Origin of the sequence: Streptomyces sp. NPDC005494 (genome assembly GCF_042872025.1) — a bacterium.
Lineage (GTDB): Bacteria > Actinomycetota > Actinomycetes > Streptomycetales > Streptomycetaceae > Streptomyces.
In genome coordinates, this window is sequence record NZ_JBIAJR010000006.1 from 433,772 (window position 1) to 456,823 (window position 23,052).

At 73.0% G+C, this 23,052-nt stretch carries 13 protein-coding genes and 1 riboswitch; of the genes, 6 read left to right on the forward strand and 7 right to left on the reverse strand.

Annotated elements, in window-relative coordinates; genetic code table 11:
* Positions 1 to 45: 45 nt before the first annotated feature.
* Positions 46 to 198, forward strand: a riboswitch (cyclic di-AMP (ydaO/yuaA leader).
* 11 nt (positions 199 to 209) lie between these two features.
* Complete coding sequence (locus tag ACFYQ6_RS20630; protein WP_388764167.1) at positions 210 to 1,247, forward strand: M23 family metallopeptidase; 1,038 nt, start codon at positions 210 to 212, stop codon at positions 1,245 to 1,247.
* Positions 1,248 to 1,476: 229 nt separating this feature from the next.
* On the opposite strand, the gene ACFYQ6_RS20635 is transcribed toward ACFYQ6_RS20630, so the two are convergent.
* The 4 genes from ACFYQ6_RS20635 to ACFYQ6_RS20650 form a co-directional block, all read right to left on the reverse strand.
* Positions 1,477 to 2,931, reverse strand: coding sequence for a PrsW family intramembrane metalloprotease (locus ACFYQ6_RS20635; RefSeq protein ID WP_388764169.1), 1,455 nt, complete (start codon positions 2,929 to 2,931; stop codon positions 1,477 to 1,479).
* Between the two features lie 70 nt (positions 2,932 to 3,001).
* Positions 3,002 to 3,901, reverse strand: a complete 900-nt coding sequence (gene trmB / locus ACFYQ6_RS20640; protein WP_361579233.1) for a tRNA (guanosine(46)-N7)-methyltransferase TrmB — start codon at positions 3,899 to 3,901, stop codon at positions 3,002 to 3,004.
* Positions 3,894 to 5,150, reverse strand: a complete 1,257-nt coding sequence (gene lhgO / locus ACFYQ6_RS20645; protein ID WP_388764171.1) for an L-2-hydroxyglutarate oxidase — start codon at positions 5,148 to 5,150, stop codon at positions 3,894 to 3,896. Before lhgO ends, trmB begins: the two co-directional genes overlap by 8 nt.
* 170 nt (positions 5,151 to 5,320) lie before the next feature.
* Positions 5,321 to 6,808, reverse strand: coding sequence for a sporulation protein (locus tag ACFYQ6_RS20650; RefSeq protein ID WP_388764173.1), 1,488 nt, complete (start codon positions 6,806 to 6,808; stop codon positions 5,321 to 5,323).
* Between the two features lie 943 nt (positions 6,809 to 7,751).
* On the opposite strand from ACFYQ6_RS20650, the gene ACFYQ6_RS20655 reads away from it, so the two are divergent.
* Entirely contained in the window at positions 7,752 to 9,863 is a 2,112-nt protein-coding gene (locus ACFYQ6_RS20655) for an asparagine synthase-related protein (protein ID WP_361579227.1), read from the forward strand.
* Positions 9,864 to 10,112: 249 nt separating this feature from the next.
* Complete coding sequence (locus tag ACFYQ6_RS20660; protein WP_388764175.1) at positions 10,113 to 13,343, forward strand: ATP-binding protein; 3,231 nt, start codon at positions 10,113 to 10,115, stop codon at positions 13,341 to 13,343.
* Between the two features lie 82 nt (positions 13,344 to 13,425).
* Here ACFYQ6_RS20660 and ACFYQ6_RS20665 read toward each other — a convergent pair whose 3' ends face one another.
* Both ACFYQ6_RS20665 and ACFYQ6_RS20670 read right to left on the reverse strand, forming a co-directional pair.
* Positions 13,426 to 15,465 (reverse strand): sigma-70 family RNA polymerase sigma factor, encoded by a 2,040-nt coding sequence (locus tag ACFYQ6_RS20665; RefSeq protein ID WP_388764177.1) that lies wholly within the window; start codon positions 15,463 to 15,465, stop codon positions 13,426 to 13,428.
* A 647-nt stretch (positions 15,466 to 16,112) separates the two neighbouring features.
* Complete coding sequence (locus ACFYQ6_RS20670; protein WP_361579223.1) at positions 16,113 to 16,916, reverse strand: helix-turn-helix domain-containing protein; 804 nt, start codon at positions 16,914 to 16,916, stop codon at positions 16,113 to 16,115.
* Positions 16,917 to 17,300: 384 nt separating this feature from the next.
* Here ACFYQ6_RS20670 and ACFYQ6_RS20675 point away from each other — a divergent pair, with 384 nt between their 5' ends.
* Complete coding sequence (locus ACFYQ6_RS20675; RefSeq protein ID WP_361579221.1) at positions 17,301 to 18,689, forward strand: NAD(P)/FAD-dependent oxidoreductase; 1,389 nt, start codon at positions 17,301 to 17,303, stop codon at positions 18,687 to 18,689.
* Between the two features lie 322 nt (positions 18,690 to 19,011).
* Entirely contained in the window at positions 19,012 to 20,664 is a 1,653-nt protein-coding gene (locus ACFYQ6_RS20680) for a SpoIIE family protein phosphatase (protein ID WP_361579219.1), read from the forward strand.
* 6 nt (positions 20,665 to 20,670) lie between these two features.
* On the opposite strand, the gene ACFYQ6_RS20685 is transcribed toward ACFYQ6_RS20680, so the two are convergent.
* The gene (locus ACFYQ6_RS20685) at positions 20,671 to 21,966 is read right to left on the reverse strand and encodes an MFS transporter (protein WP_361579538.1); all 1,296 of its coding nucleotides are present in this window, start codon (positions 21,964 to 21,966) and stop codon (positions 20,671 to 20,673) included.
* 137 nt (positions 21,967 to 22,103) lie between these two features.
* Between ACFYQ6_RS20685 and ACFYQ6_RS20690 the strand changes: the two genes are divergently transcribed.
* The gene (locus tag ACFYQ6_RS20690; RefSeq protein WP_361579217.1) at positions 22,104 to 22,661 is read left to right on the forward strand and encodes a MarR family transcriptional regulator; all 558 of its coding nucleotides are present in this window, start codon (positions 22,104 to 22,106) and stop codon (positions 22,659 to 22,661) included.
* Positions 22,662 to 23,052 lie beyond the last annotated feature (391 nt).

Consider the following 23,052-nt stretch of genomic DNA (forward strand, 5'->3'; position numbering starts at 1 on the left):
TTCGATAACGCAGCGCGGTTGTACCTGTCGTCGCAAGAGGCGGCACCGTGCGCAGCGCCGAATTCCGCAAGGGAACCGGGGAACCACCTACATGGGGTGAATCGGGCACCTGTGTCTCGTGAGAGACGAAGGGGCCCGTAGGAGACCTTCCTGCTCCGAACCCGTCAGCTAACCCGGTAGGCGAGAAGGAAGGAAAGGAGTGCGCCCACGTGGCGTCGAATCAGCCTGCCCCCGAGGCCCCGTCACCCTTCAGGACCGACAGCCTCGGTACCGAGGACAGGACTTGGGAGGAATGGAACCCCACCGAGGAGTCCATCCGTCCCGTACGCGGTCGGCACCGTGTAGCCAAGCAGCGCGGTCTCGCCCGTAGCTCCACCGTCCTCGGCGTCGGCGTCATCGCGGCCGTCGGAGCGGGTGGCATGGCCACCGCGCAGAGCAAGCCGCCGGTCTCCATCTCCCTTCCCGATTCCATCGCGGACAATCTCCCCGACGCCAAGTCCCTTCCCGGCGTGGGCGCGTTCATGTCCGGCGACTCCGACGCGGACCAGCAGACGGTCGCCTCCTCCCCCCTCACCTCCGCCGGCATCACGGCAGCCGAGGCCGAGCAGGGAACCACCGACGCCGGCGAGGCGCTGCGCGCCCGCATCCTCCAGCAGGCCGAGCAGCAGCAGGCCGGAGCCGATGCCGAGGCCAGGGCCGCCGAGGAGACGGCGGCAGCCGAGGCAGCCGCGGCCCAGGCGGCGAAGCAGCAGACCGTGGCCGAGGCCGAGGCCGCCGCGAAGAAGAAGGCGGCGGAAGAGGCGGCGAAGAAGAAGGCGGAGGCCGAGCGCCTCGCCAAGCTCGCCGCCAGCTACGCCGTCCCGACCTCCTCGTACTACATCAGCTCGAGCTTCGGTCAGGCCGGTTCGATGTGGTCCTCCGGCTACCACACCGGGCTGGACTTCGCGGCCCCGACCGGTACGCCGGTCAAGGCGGTCCACAGCGGCACGGTGAAGTCCGCCGGCTACTCCGGTTCGTACGGCTACCGCACGGTCCTGGAGCTGGAGGACGGCACCGAGGTCTGGTACTGCCACCAGTCCTCGATGGACGTGACCGCGGGTCAGAAGGTCACCACCGGCCAGACCATCGGCCGCGTCGGGGCGACGGGCAATGTGACCGGCGCGCACCTGCACCTGGAGATCCACACCGCTGACGGCACGGGCATCGACCCGATGGCCTGGCTGCGCGGTAAGGGCCTCACGATCTGAACCCGCGCGCCGTCACGCGGCGCACCGGACCCCGGCGGCCCTGACGCACAACCCCCCGACGTCAGGGCCGCCGGTTCGGCGTTTCCCGGCTGTGTGTCCCGGTCGTTCATGCCGTCGGACCCTGTGTGTCCCGGTCGTTCATGCCGTCGGACCGTGTGTGTGCTCGTTCGTTTGTGCCGTCGGGTTCGTGCGGGCCCTCGCTGAGCTCACGCTCGCAGTCCTGACGGGCTCACGACGGCGGGGGAGCGCGGTGGCCGGCACCGTCCTCCAGGTAGGGGTTGTAGCCGCCGTAGTGGCGATGCGGCGCCGGCGGCTGCTGCGCCGCGACGGTCCCGTGGGAGAACTGACGGGGGAACGGCTGCGGAGCGGCCGGCCTGGACGGCCGTACCCGGCCCGTCGCGTGGGCGGCGTACGTCAGGGCGGGGCCCGCGACGGCCCGGCGCTGCCACAGGTGGTGCAGCAGCTCCTGCTCGCGGAGTGCGAACTCCGGCCCCGCGCCGTCGTGGCGGGCCCTTCGGCGGAGCATGGCCAGGGACGTCGCGAACGACTCGTACTCGGCGACGGCACGGGCCGCGGCCCTGCCCCGGTTCCGGTCGGGGTGGCTGTGCCAGTGCCTGGCCATGTCGCGGGCCATACCCCGCGCCCGCATCGAGGCGAGCGCGAGCGGCTCGGCGGGGGCGAGCCAGCCGGCCGCCGCGTACACCGGAAGCTCGGTCGACAGGGTGCGCAGCTCCCGCTGGCGCGACCAGATGGCCAGCCAGGTCACCAGAGCGAAGCACGGGACCATGAACGCGCCGTACACCGCGTAGAAGCCGTACGGGCCGAACGTCGACGAGCCGTTCCACACGGCGTGCATGCCCATGGCGAGGACGAGTCCCAGCAAGGGCGCCACGATCCGGCGTACGCGGTGCCGCGCGCCCCCTAGGGCCGCGATGCCGAGTCCGATGCCGGAAAGCACCGTGAACAGGGGGTGCGCGAACGGCGACATGACCACGCGCACGAAGAACGTCCCCGCCGTCACGGAGGCGAGGCCCGTGGTGCCGAGCTGCTGATCCTCACCGAAGGCGTTGCCCAGGTAGAGGATGTTCTCGGTGAAGGCGAAACCGGTCGCGGTGAATCCCGCCACCACGATGCCGTCGACGATCCCGCCGAACTCCCGTCTGCGGAACAGGAAGATCAGCAGGACGGCCGCGGCCTTCGCGCTCTCCTCCACGACCGGGGCGATGACCGTCGCACCGAGGGTGTCGGCGCTTCCCGGATCAGCGGTGGCCGTCGCTATCCAGCGCGTCGCGAAGGAGTTGGCGATGATCGCCACCAAGGCGGCGGCGCACGCACCCCAGAAGAAGGCGAACAGCAGGTTGCGCCAGGGGCCAGGCTCGACCCGGTCGAGCCAGCGGAACGCGGACATCAGCAGGGGGACCGGCAGAACGGCCAGGCCCAGGCCCACCAGAAAGCCCTCGGTGCCGGTCTGTTCGCGGACCAGGGCCAGAATGACGAGACCGCAGAGCGTCAGGACGGTGATCACCGCACCGGCGCGGAAGGCCTTGCTGCGCCAGACCATGCCGACGCGGCGCGGCCGGTACCACTGGCCACGCTCCGGGACGGCCCCCAGGAACTCGTCGAGCCGCTGCTCCTCGAGAACCGGGACGGCCGGCTGCTGATGCTGCACGGACCCCTCGGACACCTGACGACCCTAACGAGGGGGACTGACACCTGGCCACGGTGCGATGGCCGATGCGCCGGCCGTTGGCCGATCAGCGACGGGTGAAGAGCACGTCGTGCACGACGTGGCCCTTGTCCAGGCCCTGACCCTCGAAGCGGGTGAGGGGCCGGAACGCCGGACGAGGGGCGTAGCCGCCGTCCGCCTGGGTGTTCTCGAACAGCGGGTGCGCCGTCAGCACCTCGAGCATCTGCTCCGCGTACGGCTCCCAGTCGGTCGCGCAGTGCACGACCGCGCCGGGCTTCATGCGCCCGGCCACCAGATCGAGGAACTCCGGCTGGATCAGCCGTCGCTTGTGGTGCCGCTTCTTGGGCCACGGGTCGGGGAAGTACACCCGCAGCCCGTCCAGCGCCTCGGGCTCCAGCATCTCGCGGAGCAGGATGATCGCGTCACCGTTGGCGACCCGGACGTTGGTCAGTCCCGCCCGGTCGGCGAGTCCGAGCAGGTTGCCCTGGCCGGGGGTGTGCACGTCGACGGCGAGGATGCCGGTGCCGGGGTCGTCCGCCGCCATCTGTGCCGTCGCCTCGCCCATGCCGAAGCCGATCTCCAGGACCACCGGGAGGCCGTCGAAGAGCGTGGGCAGATCGAGGACGCTGCGGCCGTCGATGTCCAGGCCCCACTTGGGCCACAGCCGCTGGAGGGCGTCCTCCTGGCCCGTGGTCACCCTGCTGCGGCGTGGCTGGAAGCTGCGGATGCGGCGCTCGTGGTGGGAGCCCGCCGGGTCGGCGGCGGGACCGCCGGGGAAGCGGGGCTCCTGGCGCAGCCTGCGCTGGCGCTCGAAGGAGGCGGCGCGCCGCGCCGCCGCGTCGGAATCGGCGTCGCCGGGCGTCACCGCCTCGGCGTGTGGCTCCGCGCTCGTCCCGGGGTGGGTCTCCGCGTCCGTCCCGGGGGTGGAGCCGGGCGTCTCTGGGGTGGGGTTCACAGGCTCAGACACAATGCCCCGATTCTACGGCGGGAGGAGTCCACCCCGTCGCGCGTGCCCGCAGCAGAGCCCGCCGCGCCACCTCCCTCCCGATGGGCAGCGACGCGGTGGCCGCGGGCGAGGGCGCGTTCAGCACATGCACGGTGTGCGGCGCGTCCCGGATCAGGAAGTCGTCGACCAGGGTGCCGTCACGCAGGACCGCCTGGGCCCTGACCCCGGGGGGTGAGGGGCGCAGATCGTCCTCCGTGACCTCGGGCAGCATGCGGCGGACGGCCCGGGTGAACGCGCTCTTCGACAGGGACCGGTGCAGTTCGCCCGCCCCGTACCGCCAGTGCCGCCGGGCGATCCGCCAGGAGCCCGGCCAGGCCAGGGTGGCCGCCAGCTCGCCCGGGCGCACGACCGTCCGGCCGTACCCCTCACGGGCCAGGGCCGGCACCGCGTTCGGCCCGACGTGGACCGTGCCGTCGACGCCCCGGGTCAGATGCACCCCCAGGAAGGGGAAGGCGGGATCGGGCACCGGGTAGACGAGCCCGCGCACCAGCTCCGGCCTGGCCAGCTCGTAGTACTCCCCGCGGAACGGCACGATCCGGGCCCCGGGGTCGTCGCCGGCGAGCAGCGCCACCCGGTCGCTGTGCAGTCCGGCGCAGTTGACCAGCACCCGGGCCCTGACCACCCGGCCGTCGGCCGTGCGCACCGCGACGCCCCACGGGCGCCGGTCGACGGCGACGACCTCCGCGCCGTAACGGACCTCTCCGCCCGCCGCGCTCACCTCGGAGGCGAAGCGGCCGGCGACCGCGGCGAAGTCGCACACGCCCGTCGTGCCGACCCTGATCGCGGCGAGACCGCGCACCTGCGGCTCGTACTCCGCGATCTGGGCGGGACCGAGCTCCCGGACCGGCAGCCCGTGCGCCCGCCCGCGCTGCACCAAGGCGTGCAGCCGGGGCAGCTCGGCGCTGTCCGTCGCCACGATCAGCTTGCCCGTCACCGCGTGGGCGATGCCGTGCTCCTCGCAGAAGTCGACCAGCTCGGTGGCACCCCGCACCGCGTAGCGCGCCTTGAGCGAACCCGGCGCGTAGTAGATCCCGCTGTGGATCACCCCGCTGTTGCGGCCGGTCTGGTGCCGGGCCGGACCCCACTCCTTCTCCAGCACCGTGACCCTGGTGCCGGGCGCGGTGCGCGTGAGCGCGTACGCGGTCGACAGACCGACGATTCCGCCACCGATCACCAGCACATCGCAGTCGTACGCCGCGTGCGTCATCATCACGCCACCTCCCACCCCGATAGTGCACTGACCCACTGACAACGAGCTCAAACCAGGGAGTGCCACGGGCGTGGCGCGCGGCGTGTTCCATGACGGGCCATACCGGGGCGTTCCGGTCCCGGCGGGGTGCAGGGCCCCGGACGCGCCGTGCGGGCAGGTGCGCGGACGGGTCAGGCCGGTGCGACGAGCAGAGGGCGGGCGCGTTCCCTGAGCTCGGCCACGCGCGGCTCGTCCCCGTACGGCTCCAGTCGGTGCAGCAGGTCGCGTACGTACTCGGTGGTGCGCGCCGAGGAGATGCGGCCCGCCACCTCCACCGCACGCGTCCCCGCGGCGCAGGCGGCGTCGAGGTTGCCCGACTCCAGCTCGGCGACCGCGGACACCACGAGCCGCAGTCCGTGCGAGCGCACGAACTCGTCCGTGGGTTTCGACAGGGCCTGCTCGGTGAAGCGGCGCACCTGGCGGGGCGCCTTCAGATCGCGGTAGCACTCCGCCGCGTCGGCAGCGAACCGGTCGTACGAGTAGAAGCCGAGCCAGGCCGGGTCCGAGTCGCCGGTCCGGGAACGCTCCAGCCAGCTCTCCGCCGCCCTGAGCGCGGCCCCCGCGGCCGGTGCGTCGCCGGCCTTGGCATGGGCGCGCGCCTCCACCAGACGGAAGAAGCTCATGGTCCGGGCGGTGGCGAGCCCCCGGTTGCGTTCCACCGCGGCCTGCGCGAGGTCCACTCCCTCGTCGGCGAAGCCCCGGTAGGTCGCCTGGAGTGACATCGATGCCAGGACGTAGCCGCCGAGCGGTACGTCGGCCGCGGCGCGGGCCAGACGCAGCGCCTGGATGTAGTAGCGCTGGGCTGCTTCCTGCTGGCCGGTGTCGAAGGCCATCCAGCCGGCGAGCCTGGTCAGCTCGGCGGAGGCGCCGAAGAGGGCGCGGCCCACCTCGTCGCTGTAGGAGCCCAGCAGGAGGGGAGCGGCATCGACGCGTAAGCACTCCGGGACCATGGAGGAACGCCAGTCGCCGCCGCCGTACTTGGAGTCCCAGCGGCGCGCGTCCTGGGCGGCCTCGCGCAGTTTGGTCACGTCGCTGTGCCCCACACGCAGGAGCGAGGTGGCGGCGGCGGTGTCCGGACCCGGCTGGACGGGCAGCACCCCGGGGGAGCCGTCCGGCCCGACGGCGGACGGCTGCGCGGCCGAGGGACCCCGGGCGACCGACGGATCGGCAGGGGTTATGAGCCAGCGGGACGCGGGGGTCGCATAGGCGCTGACCGCGAAGGAACCGGCCAGCGACTGCCAGATCCCGCCGCCGCCCCTGCGGCCCGCGAGATCCAGCCGGTACAGATCGGTCGCCGATCGCACCGCCTCGCCGACGTCACGGGGGAAGGCGAGGCCGACCTCGGGGGCCGGATCGGCATCCGCGAGACCGATCTCGTGCAGCGGGACGGGGCGGCCGAGTTTGGCCCCTATCGCCGCCGCGATGAGATGGGGCGCGGCGCCCTGCGGCACCATGCCCTTGGCGACCCACCGGGCCACCGAGGTCTTGTCGTAACGAAGTGTCAGACCGCGCTGCGCTCCGAGGTCGTTGACCCGCCGGGCGAGCCCGGCGTTGCTGATTCCCGCGAGGGCGAGAACCGTGCCGAGCTTCTCGTTCGGCCCGCGTTGCTCCCTGGACATGCGCCACCCCTCGACACACAGACGGCCGCCGCGTCACCGTCGGGCGCGCGGCATTCGTACCGTGTCCTCCCCAGCTACGGCCCCGGGCACTCCGGCCGCACACGCATTTGGCCGAGCCCCGTGGAATATGCCGCTCTGCTGAGAACATCGGTACACCCAGCGTAGTTCGCCGCATCCCCACCGTTAAGGGGCAGACCTCCGTATGGCGGGAATGTTGTCCGTGTGCCCTGCGGGCCCGGGGCCCGTGCTCCTGGTGTGTGGCCGTGCGCCCGGCCGTGCGCTCTGGTCCGGCCTGTGCGCAAGCGCTTCGATGGGTCCTGCGTGGGTCGGCCCGCCGAACTGGACACGGCGGGCTGGGGGAGACCGCCGCCCCAATCCCCGCGGGCGGCGAACCGGTCCGGGAGGTGACGAACACCTCCCGGACTGTGCGCCGTACGGGCAGTGCCACGGGGACGGACGTGCGGGCCGGCGCACCGGGGGGATGCGCCGGCCCGCACGTCACCGCCGCGAGGCGAACCGGCGGGCCTGAGTCGCCGGGGCGCGTCCAGAGGCTGTTCCCATGGGGCGCACGGGGTCGGGTGAGGCCCCCCCCGAAGGGCTCCGGAGGGCGAAACGCGCGGTTCCTCCACGATCGGAGAATGGCCGAATAGCGCCGGTCGGGCGGAGCGTCGGGAAGTGGTCCGACTATGGCCGGATTACGTCTGTTGCGTGAACCCGCCGAGGCGGACCCGGGTTTCGCGTCCGTCTCGCGCAACTCCCGGAAACCCCAATTCCGTTACCGGGGGATCCCGGCGGCGTGGCCAGGCCTTTGCCAGGGGCGCATGCGCATCCGGTGTGCGCCGCCCGTACCCCCCTCCGGGCCGCCGTTGTCGTGGCAGCATGTCCCGCAGCGGCGTTCCCGTGTCCTGGTGCGCCGGTTCGTCCACAGCCTGTGGAGGCGGCGGTGCGTTGGTTGGTGGGGTGGAGCAGTATCGCCGCGAGCTTCGGCACCGTGGGCGCGGTCGGCCACCACGGGGAGGGGCGCACGGTTCAACCCGTGGGGTCACAACTCCTGTGGGGTGACCCCGATCCGCTGTGGGCCGTGGGTGACTGGCGGCCCGACGAGATCCGCGTCATCACCGTCGCGACCCCCGAGGGCGCGCCCACGACCCGCCTCGCCGTCCTCGGCTGCTGCGGAGCGACCGACGAGCAGCTCAGGGTCGGGCTGCTCGCCGCACGCGGAGGGGCGCTGCGCCATCTCACCGCCTGGCCGGGCAGTTACACGGCCGTCGTGCAGATCGGCCGCCGCATCACCGTTGCCGGAGACCTCGCCGGAGCCCGCCCCGTCTTCCACACCCCCTGGGCCAACGGAACCGCGTACGCCACCGCCGCCCTCCCGCTCGCCGACCTCATCGAGGCGCAGCTGGACATCGGGCACCTGGCCGCGCTGCTGGCCTGCCCCGAGACCCCGGAGGCGCTGGGCGACGGCACACCGTACGCGGGGGTGAAGCGGATCCCGCCGGGGCATGCGCTGATCCTCCGCGAGGGCTCACGCGAGATCACGGGATACGAGGCGGTGGCCTCCCTCGCCGTGGCGGCCCCGCAGGCCGACCCGGTGAGCGCCGTCGAAGGGGTGCGGGACGCGCTGGTCGAGGCCGTACGAGCCCGCCTCACCGCGCCCAGGCACGCCCCGGAGACCATGCCGCCCGATCCGGGCCCGGTCCCGGGGATGGGCCCTGCCGAACGCCGTGCGGCGCGCGGGGCGCCCGTGCCCGGCATCGGCGCGGACCTCTCCGGCGGCAGCGCGTCCGCGACCCTCGCCCTGCTGGCGGCCGGGCTGCCCGGACTGCCGGGCACCGTGCTGGGCCATGGCACGGGTGCGGGCGAGCGGCTGCTCGCCGTCACCTTCAACGACCTCTCCACGCAGGGACGCGAGGACGAGCTGGAGCGCGCCCGGGTCATCGCGGCCAACCCCCGGCTGCACCACGTGGTCGTGGCGGCGGGTGAGGAGGCCCTGCCCTACGCGTCCCTGGAGAGCGGCCCGCTCACCGACGAGCCTGCTCCCACCCTCGTCGTCGCCGAGCGCCACCGCCGCAGGCTGGCGGCGGGGAGCGCCGACCACTTCGTCGGCCACGGCGCACGCCAGGTCCTGGACGCGCACCCCGCACGGCTGGCCGACCTCCTCATGGACCGGCGCAGACGCCATCTCCTGCGGCCCGTCGCGGCGCTCGCCCGGGCCGAAGGACCCTCCCCCCACTCCCTGTTCGTCCCGCTGGCCGTCTACCGCGCAGCCCGCAGACTGGCCCGTACGTCGTACCGCACCGGTCTCGAGACGGCGGCGTCCCTCCTGCCGGACGCCAATCGCGACACCCCCGACCTCGACACCCCGGCGGACGCCTCCCTCGCCTCCCTCGCCTGGTCCCGGCCCGGTCCGGCCGCGCGCTGGCTCACCGGGGAGGCGCTGGCGGAAGTATCGGTTCGCCTCCAGGAGGCGGCGATCCGGCCCGCTTCGGTCCAGCGTCCGGGAGACGCCCGCGCCCGTGCGGCGCTGGCCCGGCACGCGGCCGACCAGCGGATCCTGGAACAGGCCGCGGAGATCCGAAGCCAGCGGCTGCACGCCCCCTTCCTGGACAACCAGGTCGTACGCGCCGCCCGAGCCCTCCCCGAATCGCTCCGGGTGCAGCCCGGCGCCCGGGCCGCGATCCTGCGCCGGGTGCTCGCGGGTGCCGGCATCCACGACCTGCCGCCCGGCTGGGGGACCCCGTCGCAGGCCACCGCGAACGCGGCCGGCCGCATCGGGCTGCGTACCGCCCTCCCCGAACTGATCGCGCTCTTCGACGCGCCGCTGCTCGCCGACGCCGGTCTGGTCGAGGCCCGCGTCGTACGCAAGGCCCTCCGCGCCGCCTCCGAGGGCGAGCCCCTGCCCCTGGACGGCCTGGCCGAGCTGGCGGCCACGGAACTCTGGCTGCGCCGCCTGGTCACCCGCCGGGGCACCTGCTGGACGGGCACGGCCGCCCCGCGCCAGCGGGCGGTGGCGGGCGGCGTGGTCCCGGCCCGCCGCACGCTCCAGCCGTAGCGGGGGAAACCCGACCGTGGTGGTCTGCCTTGCTGGGCGCGTCGGCCGTGGTGGGGAACCCAGACGCGGCGGCGTGCCTTGCTGGGCGCGTCGGCCGTGGTGGGCGGGCACGGGTCCGGCGTTCTCCGGCCGTGGTGGGCGTGCCGCACGCTCCCCTTCGCGGGCCGGCCGGAACAGGAAGCGCGCGCTCCGCCCTCGCGCGTCCCGCCGTGCGTCCGGGTAGGGAGCCCGCCGCGACACAATGGCCCCGTGCGGTATCTGATCCTGGGCGTCACCGAGGCGCGAGACGAGCACGGCACGGTGCTGCCCGTCGGCGGTACGCGCCTGCGCACCCTGCTCGCCGCACTCGCCCTGCGCGCGGGCCGCCCCGCTCCCGTGCCCGCGCTGATCGACGACGTATGGGCCGGCGAACCCCCGCAGGACGCCCCCGCCGCGCTGCAGGCACTCGTCGGCCGGCTGCGACGCGCCCTGGGTAAGGAGGCGGTCACCGGAACCCCCGGCGGTTACCGGCTCGCAGCCGGTCCCGAGGACATCGACCTGTACGTCTTCGAGCGACTCGCCCGCCGGGGCGCCGCCGAGCTCGACTCCGGAGACCCCGAGTCCGCCGCGCGCACCCTGCGCGACGCGCTCGCCCTGTGGCGCGGGCCCGCTCTCGCCGACCTCCCGGGAGACGCACACGGACTCCAGGCCGAGGCCGGACGGCTCACCGCGCTCCAGCAGCGCATCGAGGCCGACCTCCGACGCGGGGCCCTGACGGGCCTCGTCCCGGAACTGGGAGAACTCACCGCGGCCCATCCGTACCACGAGCCCCTGCACGCCCAGCTGATCCGAGGTCTGCGGGCCGAAGGCAGGCAGGCGGACGCACTCGTCGCGTACGAGACCGCCCGGCGCGCCCTGGCGGACGGCCTGGGCACCGACCCCGGACCCGAACTCACCGCGCTGCACCGGGAACTCCTGACCGCCGGGGACCCCCGCACAGAGGGCCCCGGCGATCCGTGGCCGGCCGAGGGCAACATCCGCCCCCGGCTGACCTCCTTCGTGGGCCGCGAACCCGAGATCCGCCTCATCCGCTCCGACCTTTCCCGTGCACGCCTGGTCACCCTCACCGGGCCCGGCGGCTCCGGGAAGACCCGGCTGGCCGAGGAATCGGCGGCGGGCCAGGGCGCCTGGATCGCGGAACTCGCCCCGGTCGACGATCCCTCCGCCGTCCCGGGAGCCGTGCTCTCCGCCCTCGGCCTGCGCGCGACGGCTCTCCTCCAGGGCGGCTCCCGCGACGGGCACGCCGTGCCCGCGGACCCCACCGCACAGCTCGTCGACCACCTCTCCCACCGGTCGCGGCACAATCCGTTCCTCCTCGTGCTCGACAACTGCGAGCACGTCATCGCCGCGGCGGCGACCCTTGCCGAGACCCTCCTGACGCACTGCCCGCGGCTGCGCATCCTCGCCACCAGCCGTGAACCCCTCGGCGTGCCCGGCGAAGCCGTCCGGCCCGTCCACCCCCTGCCGGCGGACCCGGCGCACCGTCTGTTCGCCGAGCGCGCCCGCGCCGTGCGGCCGGACTTCGACCCGGACGCCGTGCCGGCCGGCCACGCGGAAGCCGTCGCCGAGATCTGCCGCCGGCTCGACGGACTCCCGCTCGCCATCGAGCTGGCCGCCGCCCGCCTCCGACTGCTCACCCCGCGCCAGATCGCGGGCCGTCTCGACGACCGCTTCCGGCTGCTCAGCAGCGGCAGCCGCACCGTGCTGCCCCGCCAGCAGACGCTCCGGGCGGTCGTGGACTGGTCCTGGGATCTGCTTGCCGAGGACGAGCGGACCGTGCTGCGGCAGGTCTCCGTCTTCGCGGGCGGCTGGGACCTGGCCGCCGCCGAGGCGGTGGCCGGCCCGGACGCCGCCGGGCTGATCGGTGCGCTCGTCGACAAGTCACTCGTGGTCGCGACACCCACCGACGGCGCGGAGATGCGCTACCGCCTCCTGGAGACCATCCACGAGTACGCCATCGAGCGCGCCGCCGAGACCCCCGGCATCCTGGCGGGTGCCGTCGACGCCCACCTCGGCCACTTCACCGCGCTGGCCGAGAAGGCCGACCCGCAGCTGCGCTCACGGGACCAGCTGGTCTGGATCCGGCGCCTGGAGACGGACCTCGACAACATCCGCGCCGCCCTGCACCGCACGGTGTCCTCCCGCCCCTCCGAGCCGGACGCGCTGCGCCTGGTGCTCGCCATGGGGTGGTTCTGGTGGCTGCGCAACTTCCGTGACGAGGGCCTGGGCTGGGCCGACCGTGCCGTCGCGCTGGGCGAGGACCCCGAGGACCCGGAGGACCCCCGCTACTGGCCGCGCATGCACACGCACATGCTCCGGTTCTTCCTCGCCGTGGAGAGCCGGCCGGTCGAACACATCTACGAGGATGAAGAGTTCCAGGACCTGGTCAGCAAGGTGACCGAGGTCTTCAGTGCGGGCGGCCCGGAATCCGTCCGCTTCCCCGGCCTGCTCTGGCCGATGACCTCGTACATGCGCCGCGAGTACACCCCCGACGCGCACGCGACCTTCGACGCGGCCATCGCACACACCCGCGAGTACGGCGGCGACTGGGAGTACGGCGTCATGCTCATGGCCCGTACTCACATGCTGGTGGACACCCCTCGGGGCATGGACGGCATCGACGAGGACATCGCCGAGCTGCGTGCGCTGAGCAGACGGGTCGGCGACCGCTACCTGCTCGCCCAGGTGGCGAGTGCCGTGGCGGAGGCAGGGATGACGCGCGGGAGGTTCGACGAGTCGCGGGCGGCCTACCAGGAGGCGCTGGACCTCGCCCGCGAGGTCGGCGCGCACGCGGAGACGCCCTTCCTGCTGGGGCGCCTCGCCGAACTCTCCTACCGGAGCGGGGACCTGGAGGCCGCCCGCAAGGGGCTCGACGAGGCCGAGGCGGAAGCGGAGCGCCGGCAGGTCCGGGACGCCCGTGCCTACGTGGACTACCTACGGGCCGCGATCGCACTCACGGCGGGCGAGATCCCACTGGCGCGCCGGTACGCCGACGCGGCACTCGAAGGCCAGGCGTACGGAAGCAGGCCGCCGCAGTTCACGGCCGCGCTCCAGGGGGTCTCGGCGCGCATCAGCGTGTTCGAACCCTCGGGCGGACCCGCTGAAGGGCTGCGCGAGGTGACGGGGGCGCTGGCCCTGGCCGTGGCGGCCGGCTGCGCGGAGGTCTTCACCGCCCATCTGGCGGAGGCGGCCGGGACCATGCTGGTGAAGCTGGACCGGTTCGAGCAGGCGGCCCGGGTCCTCGCCGCGACCGAGGTGTGGAGGGTGCACGGCCCCCGCTCACCGGTCGAACAGGCCGAGGTCGCCGTGGCGACGGAGCGGCTCCGGGACGCCCTGGACCCCCACCGGTACGAGGAGGAGCGCGCCGCGGGCAGCAGCCTGACGGCGGAGGACACGGTCGTCCTTCTGCAGCGCATCGCCGGAGAGCTCAGCGACAGCTGAGCCGCAGGCCCGCCCGGGTCGCCAGCAGCTGATCTGCGGGTCCGCCCGGTTCGCCAGCAGCTGAGCTGCGGGTCCGCCCGGCTCAGCGGCAACTGATACGGGAGTTCGCCCAGTCGGCCAGCGCGACTCCGCCGAGCGTCCCGGACGGTTCCACCACGAGCCGGATCGTCTCCTGGCCCTCGATGCCGACGCTCAGCGGCACGGCCGGCTCTCCGCCCCGAACCACGGGGGACTGCCACAGCTGGGCTCCGCCGCCGTCGTACACCGAGAAGCGCACGGCGCCGAGGCCCAGGGTCATGTCGTCGACCCCCACCATGGCTTCGTAACGGGTGCACGACCGGTTCAGCTGGACGGTGACCGACGAGCGGGAGTGCGCGGTCACTCCGTGGGCGTACGTCGTGGAGGCGATCGACAGTCCGCTGCGCTGCCAGAACAGGCCGTTGCTCCGCCCGAGCAGGATCTCCGGCCCGGTGTGGTCGCCCAGGACCGAGTACGCGAGTTCGTTCACCTGGTAGACCTCCGGCGCGGGTGCCGGGGCCGGTGTGGGTTCGGGCGGCGTCGGCGAGGGCTCCGGCGTGGTGGGCTCGGATGTGGGCTCCGGAGCCGGTGGCGTGGGAGTCGGTGGGGGCGGCGGTGTGGGCGCTGGCTCCGGCGCTGGCTCCGGCGCGGGAGCGGGTGTGGCGGACGGGGTGGGCGTCGGCTCCGGGGGAACGGACGGGGACGGGGTGACCGGTGCGGCCGCCGGTGGCTTGGCCACCGGCGGTGGTTCGGGCGCGGGCCGGTCGTCGCCTGCCATGGCCCACACCAGGCCGGCCGCAGCGGCCATGGCGAGCGTCGCGGCGATACCGGCCTTCACGGGGGCACCGAGACCTTCCGACGCGGCGGCGCCACCAGCCGCCGCGCCGCCACCGGACGACGCGCTGCCCGTGGCCGCGGCAGCGGCACCCGCCGCGGCTCCGGCACCGGCCACACCGGCCGCGCCGCCCGCTACGAGACCTGCCGCCTTGACCGTGTACCCCGCGGCGAACCAGCCGATGACGGCGATCGGCAGCAGGGCGGGAATGCCGGCGTTCACCCGCTCCAGCTCACCTGCGGCGACCCGGCACTTCGCGCACTCCTCCAGATGCTTGCGCAGTCCGCGTTCGGCTCGGGTGCGCAAGCCACCGCGGGCGTGGGCACCGAGCCGGTCGGCGTAGCGCGCGCAGTCGCCGCCCGCTGTCAGCGACTGGCTCACGTGGGCCTGCAGATAAGCCTGCTTGAGGCCTTCGCGGGCCCGGACGGCCAGGACCGCTGTGGCGTTGGCCGTCAGGCCGAACAGCGGAGCCACCTCGCTCGGCGACTCCTCCTCCACGGTGGTGTGCCACAGCACGGCCTGCCATCGCTCCGGCAGGCTGCGGAAAGCCTGCATGGCCATCGACCGGTCCGCTTCGTGCATGGCCAGGACATCGGCGCCGAGTTCGAGGGTGTCGGCCTCGGACAGTTCGGCGGAGCGCGTGGCCTGCGCGGCGAACACCGCGAAGTCGTCGACCAGATGCTCGCGCTTCGAGCTCTTCGTCCATGCGGCGGCGACATGCCGTACGGCTGTCATGAGGTAGGCCCGGACGGCCTCCTGCGGCCCCTTGCCGCCCCGCACCGCCTGGAGGGTCCGCGCGAACACCTCGGCCGTCAGGTCCTCGGCCGTGTCCGCGTCGCGGCAGCAGGTGCGGGCGTAGCGGCGCACCGCTCCTGAGTGGCGCCGGAACAGCACCTCGTACGCCTGGTCGTCACCGGCGCGCATGCCCTCGATCAGCTGCGCGTCGGACGGTTCGAGGTCGGCGGAGCCCGCGCGGCCCTCCCGCTGCAGCGGAACGACGTACGGCGAGTCGCCGCCGCCCCCCGGTTCCGCTGCGTCGACGGCCGCAGGCCAGGGGCCGGGGAGCACCGTGCCACCCTCGGCGGTGTCCTCCGCACGGCCAGGGCCGGAGGGGGAGGTCCGTGACCTCGGCTCCGGTGCCGGGCCCGCCGTGCGCGCGGCTCGGGTGCCTTCGGCCTCCACGCTCCCGCTGCCGCCGCCCGGGGTCTCGACGCCTTCGGCCGGTTCCTCCTGCTGCGCGTCACCGCTCATCGCGGAAGCCCCCGTCATGCGTCCTCGGACCCGTAATACCGGGGCCAGAGTGCCACAGGCCCTTGCCGTCGCGACCCCTGGGAAGGGAGGCAACCACTCGTCCGGGGTGTCTTCCCGGGTCCGGAGGTGCGACGTCACTCCTACGGGGCAGGAGCAACAGCCCACATTCGCACCGGTGTCCGGGCGGACAGAGCCGCCATCTCTCGGGGCGGTGTACTGAGCCGGCCCAGGGATGCCCGGCGCACCCGTTACGCCTGCGAGCGAACCAGGCGCCCCCTGGCAGCACTTGTCGTGCCCGGGCGCATGCAAGCGTGCCTGGGCGAGGCCGGTCGCTCCCGGGCGCGATCAGCCGCACCCGCGCGGGAGTCCTGCCGCCCCCAGGTCACCCACCGACCCGTCGCCGGGCCGCCCGCATCCGAGGGGCCGCCCGCATCCGAGGGGGAGGCCCACAACCGCGAGGCCCGCCCGCATCCGAGGGGCCCGCCCGCATCCGAGGGGGCCGCCCACAACCGCGCCGCCCGCCCGCATCCGCGCGGGATGCACGATGCCCGCAACCGCGCAGGGTGCCCGTACGCCGTGCTCGGCCGCCCGCGCCGGAACCGGCCCGCCCGCACCCGAGCGTGAGCTCTGGCCGCAGGGCGGGGCGGGACCGCCGGAGGCGTCGGCTACGCGGGCCGGGAGCGGAGGCCCTCCAGGAGGATGTCCAGCAGCCGCGAGGAAGCAGCGGCCTGGTGAGCGGGGTCCGGCAGAGCCGGCGCCGCCGTGGCGATGACCAGCAGCACATCGCCCACCGTCACATCACCCCGCAGCTCACCCGACTCACGGGCCCGGTCCACCAGCCGGCCCACGACCTCGAGCAACTCGGTCGCCCCGGGGTCGTCGTGGAGACCCTCCTCGACATCGGAGCGCTGCCCGGCCACCCGGAGCCCGGGCTGTCCCACGCCCTGCCGCTGATGCGGCACGCGGCTCTCACCCTCGGGCGCGCCGGGGCCGGATATCGCTTCCTGGTCGTCCGGCCCGGCCCCGACCCGGAGCACCTGCGGCGGCAGCAGCCGTCCCGCACCCGATGCCACCGACGTCCGCAGGAAACGGGAGAGCGCCGACCACGGCTCCTCCTCCTGCCCGAGAGCCGAGCGCGCCTGGTCGGTCAGCCGTGACGTCTCCTCCTCGGCGATCCGGCGCACCAGCACGTCCTTGCTGGGGAAACGCCGGTAGACCGTGCCGACACCCACGCGTGCGCGGCGCGCCACGTCCTCCATCGGCGCCCCGTAACCCAGCTCCCCGAACACCTCGCGCGCGGCGCGAAGGACGTGTTCGAGATTGCGCTGCGCGTCCACGCGGAGCGGGACGGAACGGCTCGTGTCGCCCGACATCGCTGCGGCAGCGACCGTGCCGACCGATCCCAGCCGCGCGTGCCCCTCGGCAGAAGAGGTGACAGCGCTCGGCCCATGCAAATCCTGAATGTGCATAACTTCCCCCGGTTATGACGTCTCCCCCCGGAGACTTCCCCGCCTGTCGGCCGGCGTGCGGACCTTCGTTCCGAACCCGACACCCCGACGAGACACGAACATAGTTGAGCCCGGCTCAATTCAGAAGGGGGTAGTTCCGCACGGTGCGCCCCCCGTTCGGAGCAAGGAGCGTTCAGGCCCTGTTCCGGCCCCCGCGGGACCACCCTTCCGGCCTACCTGACCTGCGCGGCTCCGAAGCCGCACGGCGGCCGGACCCCTCCCGGTGATCGAAGAGCTCCGGTCACACAATTTGCCGGGCCTGTGGACAAACTCAGGACTCCGTTGCGTCATGGGATGGTGATGGCACCAGATTCCCGGGGGACGTCCCCCGGCACCCGGCCAAGTGTGCGCATTCTCGTCGTCGGCGGCGGCTACGTGGGGATGTACACCGCCCTGCGTCTCCAGCGGAAGCTGCGGGAGAGACTGAAAAGCGGCGAGGCCGAGATCGTGGTGGTCACGCCCGAGCCCTACATGACGTATCAGCCGTTCCTGCCGGAGGCAGCCGCCGGGTCGATCTCGCCCCGCCATGTCGTCGTACCGCTGCGCAGGGTCCTCAAGCACTGCACGATCGTCATCGGTGAGGCGGAGCGCATCGACCACGCCAAGCGCACCGCCACGGTCACGACGCTCGCCACGGGCGAGGACGGCACAGGCGCTCTGGAGATTCCGTACGACGAGCTGGTCCTCGCTCCCGGCTCCGTCTCGCGCACCCTCCCCGTCCCCGGGCTCGCCGACTTCGGCATCGGCTTCAAGACCGTCGAGGAGGCCATCGGCCTGCGCAACCACGTCATCGAACAGATGGACATCGCCTCGGCCACCAGGGACCCCGCCATCCGCGACGCCGCCCTCACCTTCGTGTTCGTGGGCGGCGGCTACGCGGGCGTCGAGGCCCTCGCCGAACTGGAGGACATGGCGCGCTACACCTCGCGGTACTACCACAACATCAAGCCCGAGGACCTGCGGTGGATCCTGGTCGAGGCGACCGGACGCATCCTGCCCGAGGTCGGCGAGGCGATGGGCAAGTACGCGGTCAGGGAGCTGCGGGGCCGCAACATCGACGTGCGGCTCGACACCCGGCTCGACAGCTGTGAAGGGCGCGTCGCCGTGCTCAGCGACGGTTCGAGCTTCCCGACCCGGACCCTGGTGTGGACGGCCGGCGTGAAACCCGCCCCGATCCTCGCCGCCACCGACCTCCCGCTGACCGAGCGCGGCCGGATTCGCTGCACGGCCGCGCTGCGGGTGGAGGGGGTCGAGCACGCCTGGGCGGCCGGAGACGCGGCGGCCGTCCCCGATCTCACCTCGTCCGAGCCGGGCACGGAGACCGCGCCCAACGCCCAGCACGCGGTACGCCAGGCCAAGGTCCTCGCGGACAACGTGGCCGCCGCCCTCGCAGGCCGGCCCGCCGAGGACTACCGGCACTCCTACGCCGGGTCCGTCGCCTCGCTCGGTCTCCACAAGGGCGTCGCCCATGTGTACGGCCGCAAGATCAAGGGGTATCCGGCCTGGCTGATGCACCGCGTCTACCACCTCAGCCGCGTACCCACGTTCAACCGGAAGGCGCGGGTCCTTGCCGAGTGGACGCTCGCGGGACTGTTCAAACGCGAGATCGTCTCCCTCGGTTCGCTCGAACACCCGCGCGCCGAATTCGCTCTCGCCGCCGGTGGACACGCGCAACCGAACCCTCCGGACGACCGCCGTCCGAAGGAGGACGGCCCGCCGGGAACGTCGGACTGACGCCACGCCAGGCACGCCCGGTTCCCCTGGAGAACGGCCGTAATTCAGCGGTCGGACCCGCAGCCGTAGGGCAACTGTCAGTACGGTCGGTCACACTGGGCGTGTGACCATAGGTGGGCCCACACCTGCGCAGAGTGACCCGGCGGGCAGTCACCTACAGTGACCGCCAGCGAGATCAACCGCAATGAAGGCCCGGCTGCGCATTCCGGGAGTCCCGCCCCGCCGCTTCCACCAGGGAAGAAGCAACGGGGCGCGGCACAGGACCGGCAGACGAAGCAGCTCGCCCGAGCGGACCAGACCGACACACGAGGCCAGAATTTCCGTGAACTTCACGCGCTGGAGTGCCCGCCTTCCCGGAACGCCGCGCCGAGCCGCCGCGCGGGACGAGCACGGTTCCGTACCCGCCGCCCGGGCCGAGGTGCCGTCCGCGGTCTCGCCCCCGGACGGCCCCTCGGAACCCTCCGCCCCTGTGCCCGGCAGCTCCCTGGAGGGCCTGCCCGCCCGTGAGCTCCTCGGCCGGCTTCCCGCGCCCGTGGCGCTGCTGCACGGCCCCGATCACCGCGTCACCTACGTCAACGCCGCCTACACCGCGGCTTTCGGCCCCCGGCCGTGCGGCGTGCCCGCGGCCGAGGCGATGCCCGAGCTCGGCGAGCTCAGCCTGCTGCCGCTCCTGGACCAGGTCCTGCGCAGCGGCACCCCGCGCACGGTCAAGTCACGCAAGGTCCTCGCCGGCAACTCGTACACCGTGACCTGCACCCCCGTGGCGACCGACGACCCGGACGGCGGAGCGGGCGTCCTCGTCTACGCCACCGATGTCACCGATCACGCCGAGGCGGCGGAGCGGCTGCGCGCCAGCGAACGCCGCCACCGCGAAACGGCCGTGACCCTCCAGCGCTCCCTGCTGCCGCAGGACCTCGAACAGCCGGACGACCTGCGGATCGCCGCCACGTACCAGCCGGGCGGCACCGACGCGGCGGTGGGCGGCGACTGGTACGACGTCATCACCCTGGGCGCCGGGCGTACGGCGCTCGTGATCGGGGACGTGATGGGACGCGGTGTGCGGGCCGCGGCCGTCATGGGCCAGCTGCGCACCGCGGTACGCGCCTACGCCCGGCTCGACCTGCCGCCCCACGAGGTGCTCCAGCTCCTCGACGTCCTGGCCGCCGAGATCGACGCCAGTCAGATCGCCACCTGTGTGTACGCGGTGCACGATCCCAACGAGGGGCACCTCGTCTACGCCTCAGCGGGCCATCTCCCCATCCTCGTGTGCGACGAGGACGGCACGGTACACCGGGCGGAGGACCCGACAGGGCCACCCCTCGGCACGGGCGGCTGGCTGCACACCTCCGGATCGATCGCGCTGCCGCCCGGTTCCACCGCGGTGCTCTACACGGACGGGCTGGTCGAACGCCGCAGTGAGGACATCGACGAGGGCGTCGCCTCCCTGGAGCGGGCCCTGTCCGGTGCCAAGGGCTCACCGCAGGTGGTCTGCGACAGACTCATCCGCTCACTCGGAGTGACCGCGGAACACGACGACGACGTCGCGGTGCTCGTCGTCCAGCACCCCGCTCGCACGGGCACGAGCGCGGAGCTCTTCCACAACGCCTCGCTCGAACTGCTCGGCGGTATCGAGGCGGCGCCCCGGGCCCGGGCCTTCGCCACGGGCGTGCTGGCGTCCTGGCGCTTCCCGGTGGAGCTCTGCGACCGGGGTGTCCTCGCCGCGAGCGAACTCGTGGCGAACTCCCTCCAGCACGGAACACCGCCCATGCGGCTCGGCCTGCGCCGCACGGACCGGCGGCTGATCATCGAGGTGACGGACGGGGACGACCACCTGCCCCGCAGGCGCCGCGCCGAACCCGCCGACGAGGCGGGACGCGGCATCTCCATCGTGGCGAGCATCGCCTCGTCGTGGGGCAGCCGCCGTACCCCCGGCGGGGGCAAGGCGGTCTGGTGCGAGTTCTCGCTGCCGGGCTGAGCCCTCTCAGCGCACGGCGGCGGAAGCGGCGGCCGGCTCGCTCCCCGGGAGGGACACGGCGACGACCCGGGACGGTGCCGCCGCGAGCGGCGCGTCCTGGACGGGAGTGAGCTGCCGGCCGAGCTTCAGCGCCAGCACGGTGATGCCCAGGGAGAAGAGCACGAAGGTCACGATGTACGGCCCGTGCAGCGTCGCCCCCATGGGCCCGCCCACAGCGGGTCCGACGGCCAGTGCCAGCTGCTTCACCAGGGCGAACGCCGAGTTGTACTGGCCGACCATGGCCTCAGGCGCCAGATCGGCGACCAGCGGGGCGACCGTCGGCGACAGCATCGACTCACCGAGGCCGAACAGGGCGTACGTCGAGATCATCGCCGCGGTGGCCATGGTCTGGCTGCCGTCACCGAGCCCCGCGTAGCCCGCCACGATCCAGGCGAACGCCCAGATCAGCCCGACCCATGCGATGACCCGGCTACGGCGCCGGCGCTCCACGAGACGGAGCACGACGAACTGCGCGACGACGATGACCGCGGTGTTGGCGGCCAGCGCCACACCCAGGGTCGACGGCGCGATTCCAGCGGCCTCTGTGCCGTAGGCGGCGAGGCCGGACTCGAACTGCCCGTAGCAGGCGAAGAAGATGACGAAGCCCAGCACGCACAGCTGCACCATCGCCCTGTGGGAGAGGAGCACCCGCAGCCCGCCCTTGGGGCCGGAGCCCTCGACGGACGCGGTCCCGGTGAGGGAGGGGGCGCGGGGCATGCGGACCGTCGCCGCGACGACGCCGAGCACCAGGAACATCGCCGCCTCGATCAGGAACAGCATGGTGAAGCTCGACGGGCTGCTGACGTCCACCAGCTGGCCGCCGACGAGACCACCGATGCCGAGGCCGAGGTTCTGCAGGAAGAACTGAGTGGCGAAGGCACGCGTACGTGTCGCGGCGGTGGAGCACCACACCAGCATGGTGGCCAGTGCCGGCTGCATCACGGCGGTGCCGGCACCGAGGACCGCGGCGGAGAGCACCGCCGCCGTCACGCTGCCCGAGACCCCCAGGGCGCAGGCACCCACGGCGGCGGCACCGGCGGCGACGATCAGTACCGGCAAGGGGCCGCGCCGGTCGATGGCCCGTCCCGTGAACGGCAGCACGGCCAGCGCGGCCATGGCGAAGACAGCCAGCACGACACCTGCCGTACCGGCACCAAGATCCCGGACCTGTGCCACGTAGACGTACAGATACGGGACGGTGAACCCGAGACCGAACGCGCTCAGCGCGCTGCCCAGCTGGATCCGCCGCAGCGCTGCACCCATCTCCCTGGTCACACTCACCTACCTCAGACATGAAGTTCGAACAACACAGACCCGTAGACTTTAACACTAAACTTAGACGCTGAACTCTTCAGGTCGAAGGACTTCGATGGCGATGAAGAGCGTGCGATACTCCCGCCATGTCTGACACCACCGAGCAGCCCGAGCTCCAGGAGCCGAGCCTCGACGAGCAGATCGCGGCCTACCAGCGCGAATTCCGGGACCTCGACCCGCAGGTCGAGCAGATCGTCTCCGCGCTGGGCCGGCTGAACCGGCGGATGAACGTCGCGTACGGCAGACAGGTCGCGACCCTGGGCATCAGCAACGCGGAGTGGGAGGTGCTCAAGACCCTCGTCCTCTCGGGCTCCCCGTACCGCCTGGGTCCCGGTGAACTCGCCAAGCGCCTCGGGCTGACCCCTGCGGCGATGACCCATCGCATCGACCGCATGGCGGGCGAAGGCCTGGTGACCCGGGACCGGGACGAGAACAACCGGGTGCGCGTCATCGTGGAGCTGACCGACGAGGGCCGGACGAAGTGGCTCGAGGCGATGCGGATGGCCACCACCTTCGAGGAGGACCTCCTCCAGGACCTCTCGGGCGACGAGCGCGGAGCACTCGGCGAGATACTGATCCGCCTTCTGCGGCGTGTGGAGCACGAGCAGCCGGACGCCGGCGGCAGGCTCACCGACCTGGACTGACGGTGGCCAGGGAGGGGTTGACACGCCCCTCCCTGGTCCGTAAGGTTCTTCGAGTTGTCACGGAGCCGGTACGGTCCGGCGGCAACCGATTCCGCCGCGAATGCGGCAACCAAACTCAGCACGATCTCCCATCGGGGAGAATTTCGGCGTGCCCGGAATTCAATTCGAAGGCTCGATTATGAGCTGCCGGGAGAATCCGCTAGAGTTTGAGCGTCGGAACGGCCCAACGGCCGGGATGGCAAAGCCCGCTGACTGGGAATCAGGCCCGAAAGGATCTGATAGAGTCGGACTCGCCGGAAAGGGAAACGCGAAAGCGAAGAACTGGAAAGCGAAACAAGCAGTAACCCGCTTCGGCCGGGAATCGGACACGAAAGAGTCTGATAGAGTCGGA

Coding starts and splice junctions, on each gene's coding strand:
- lhgO (WP_388764171.1), bottom strand. CDS start 5,150: ATGATGACGCACGCGGCGTACGACTGCGATGTGCTGGTGATCGGTGGC.
- ACFYQ6_RS20650 (WP_388764173.1), bottom strand. CDS start 6,808: ATGTCCAGGGAGCAACGCGGGCCGAACGAGAAGCTCGGCACGGTTCTC.
- ACFYQ6_RS20665 (WP_388764177.1), bottom strand. CDS start 15,465: ATGACGGGGGCTTCCGCGATGAGCGGTGACGCGCAGCAGGAGGAACCG.
- ACFYQ6_RS20670 (WP_361579223.1), bottom strand. CDS start 16,916: ATGCACATTCAGGATTTGCATGGGCCGAGCGCTGTCACCTCTTCTGCC.
- ACFYQ6_RS20685 (WP_361579538.1), bottom strand. CDS start 21,966: ATGGGTGCAGCGCTGCGGCGGATCCAGCTGGGCAGCGCGCTGAGCGCG.
- ACFYQ6_RS20690 (WP_361579217.1), top strand. CDS start 22,104: ATGTCTGACACCACCGAGCAGCCCGAGCTCCAGGAGCCGAGCCTCGAC.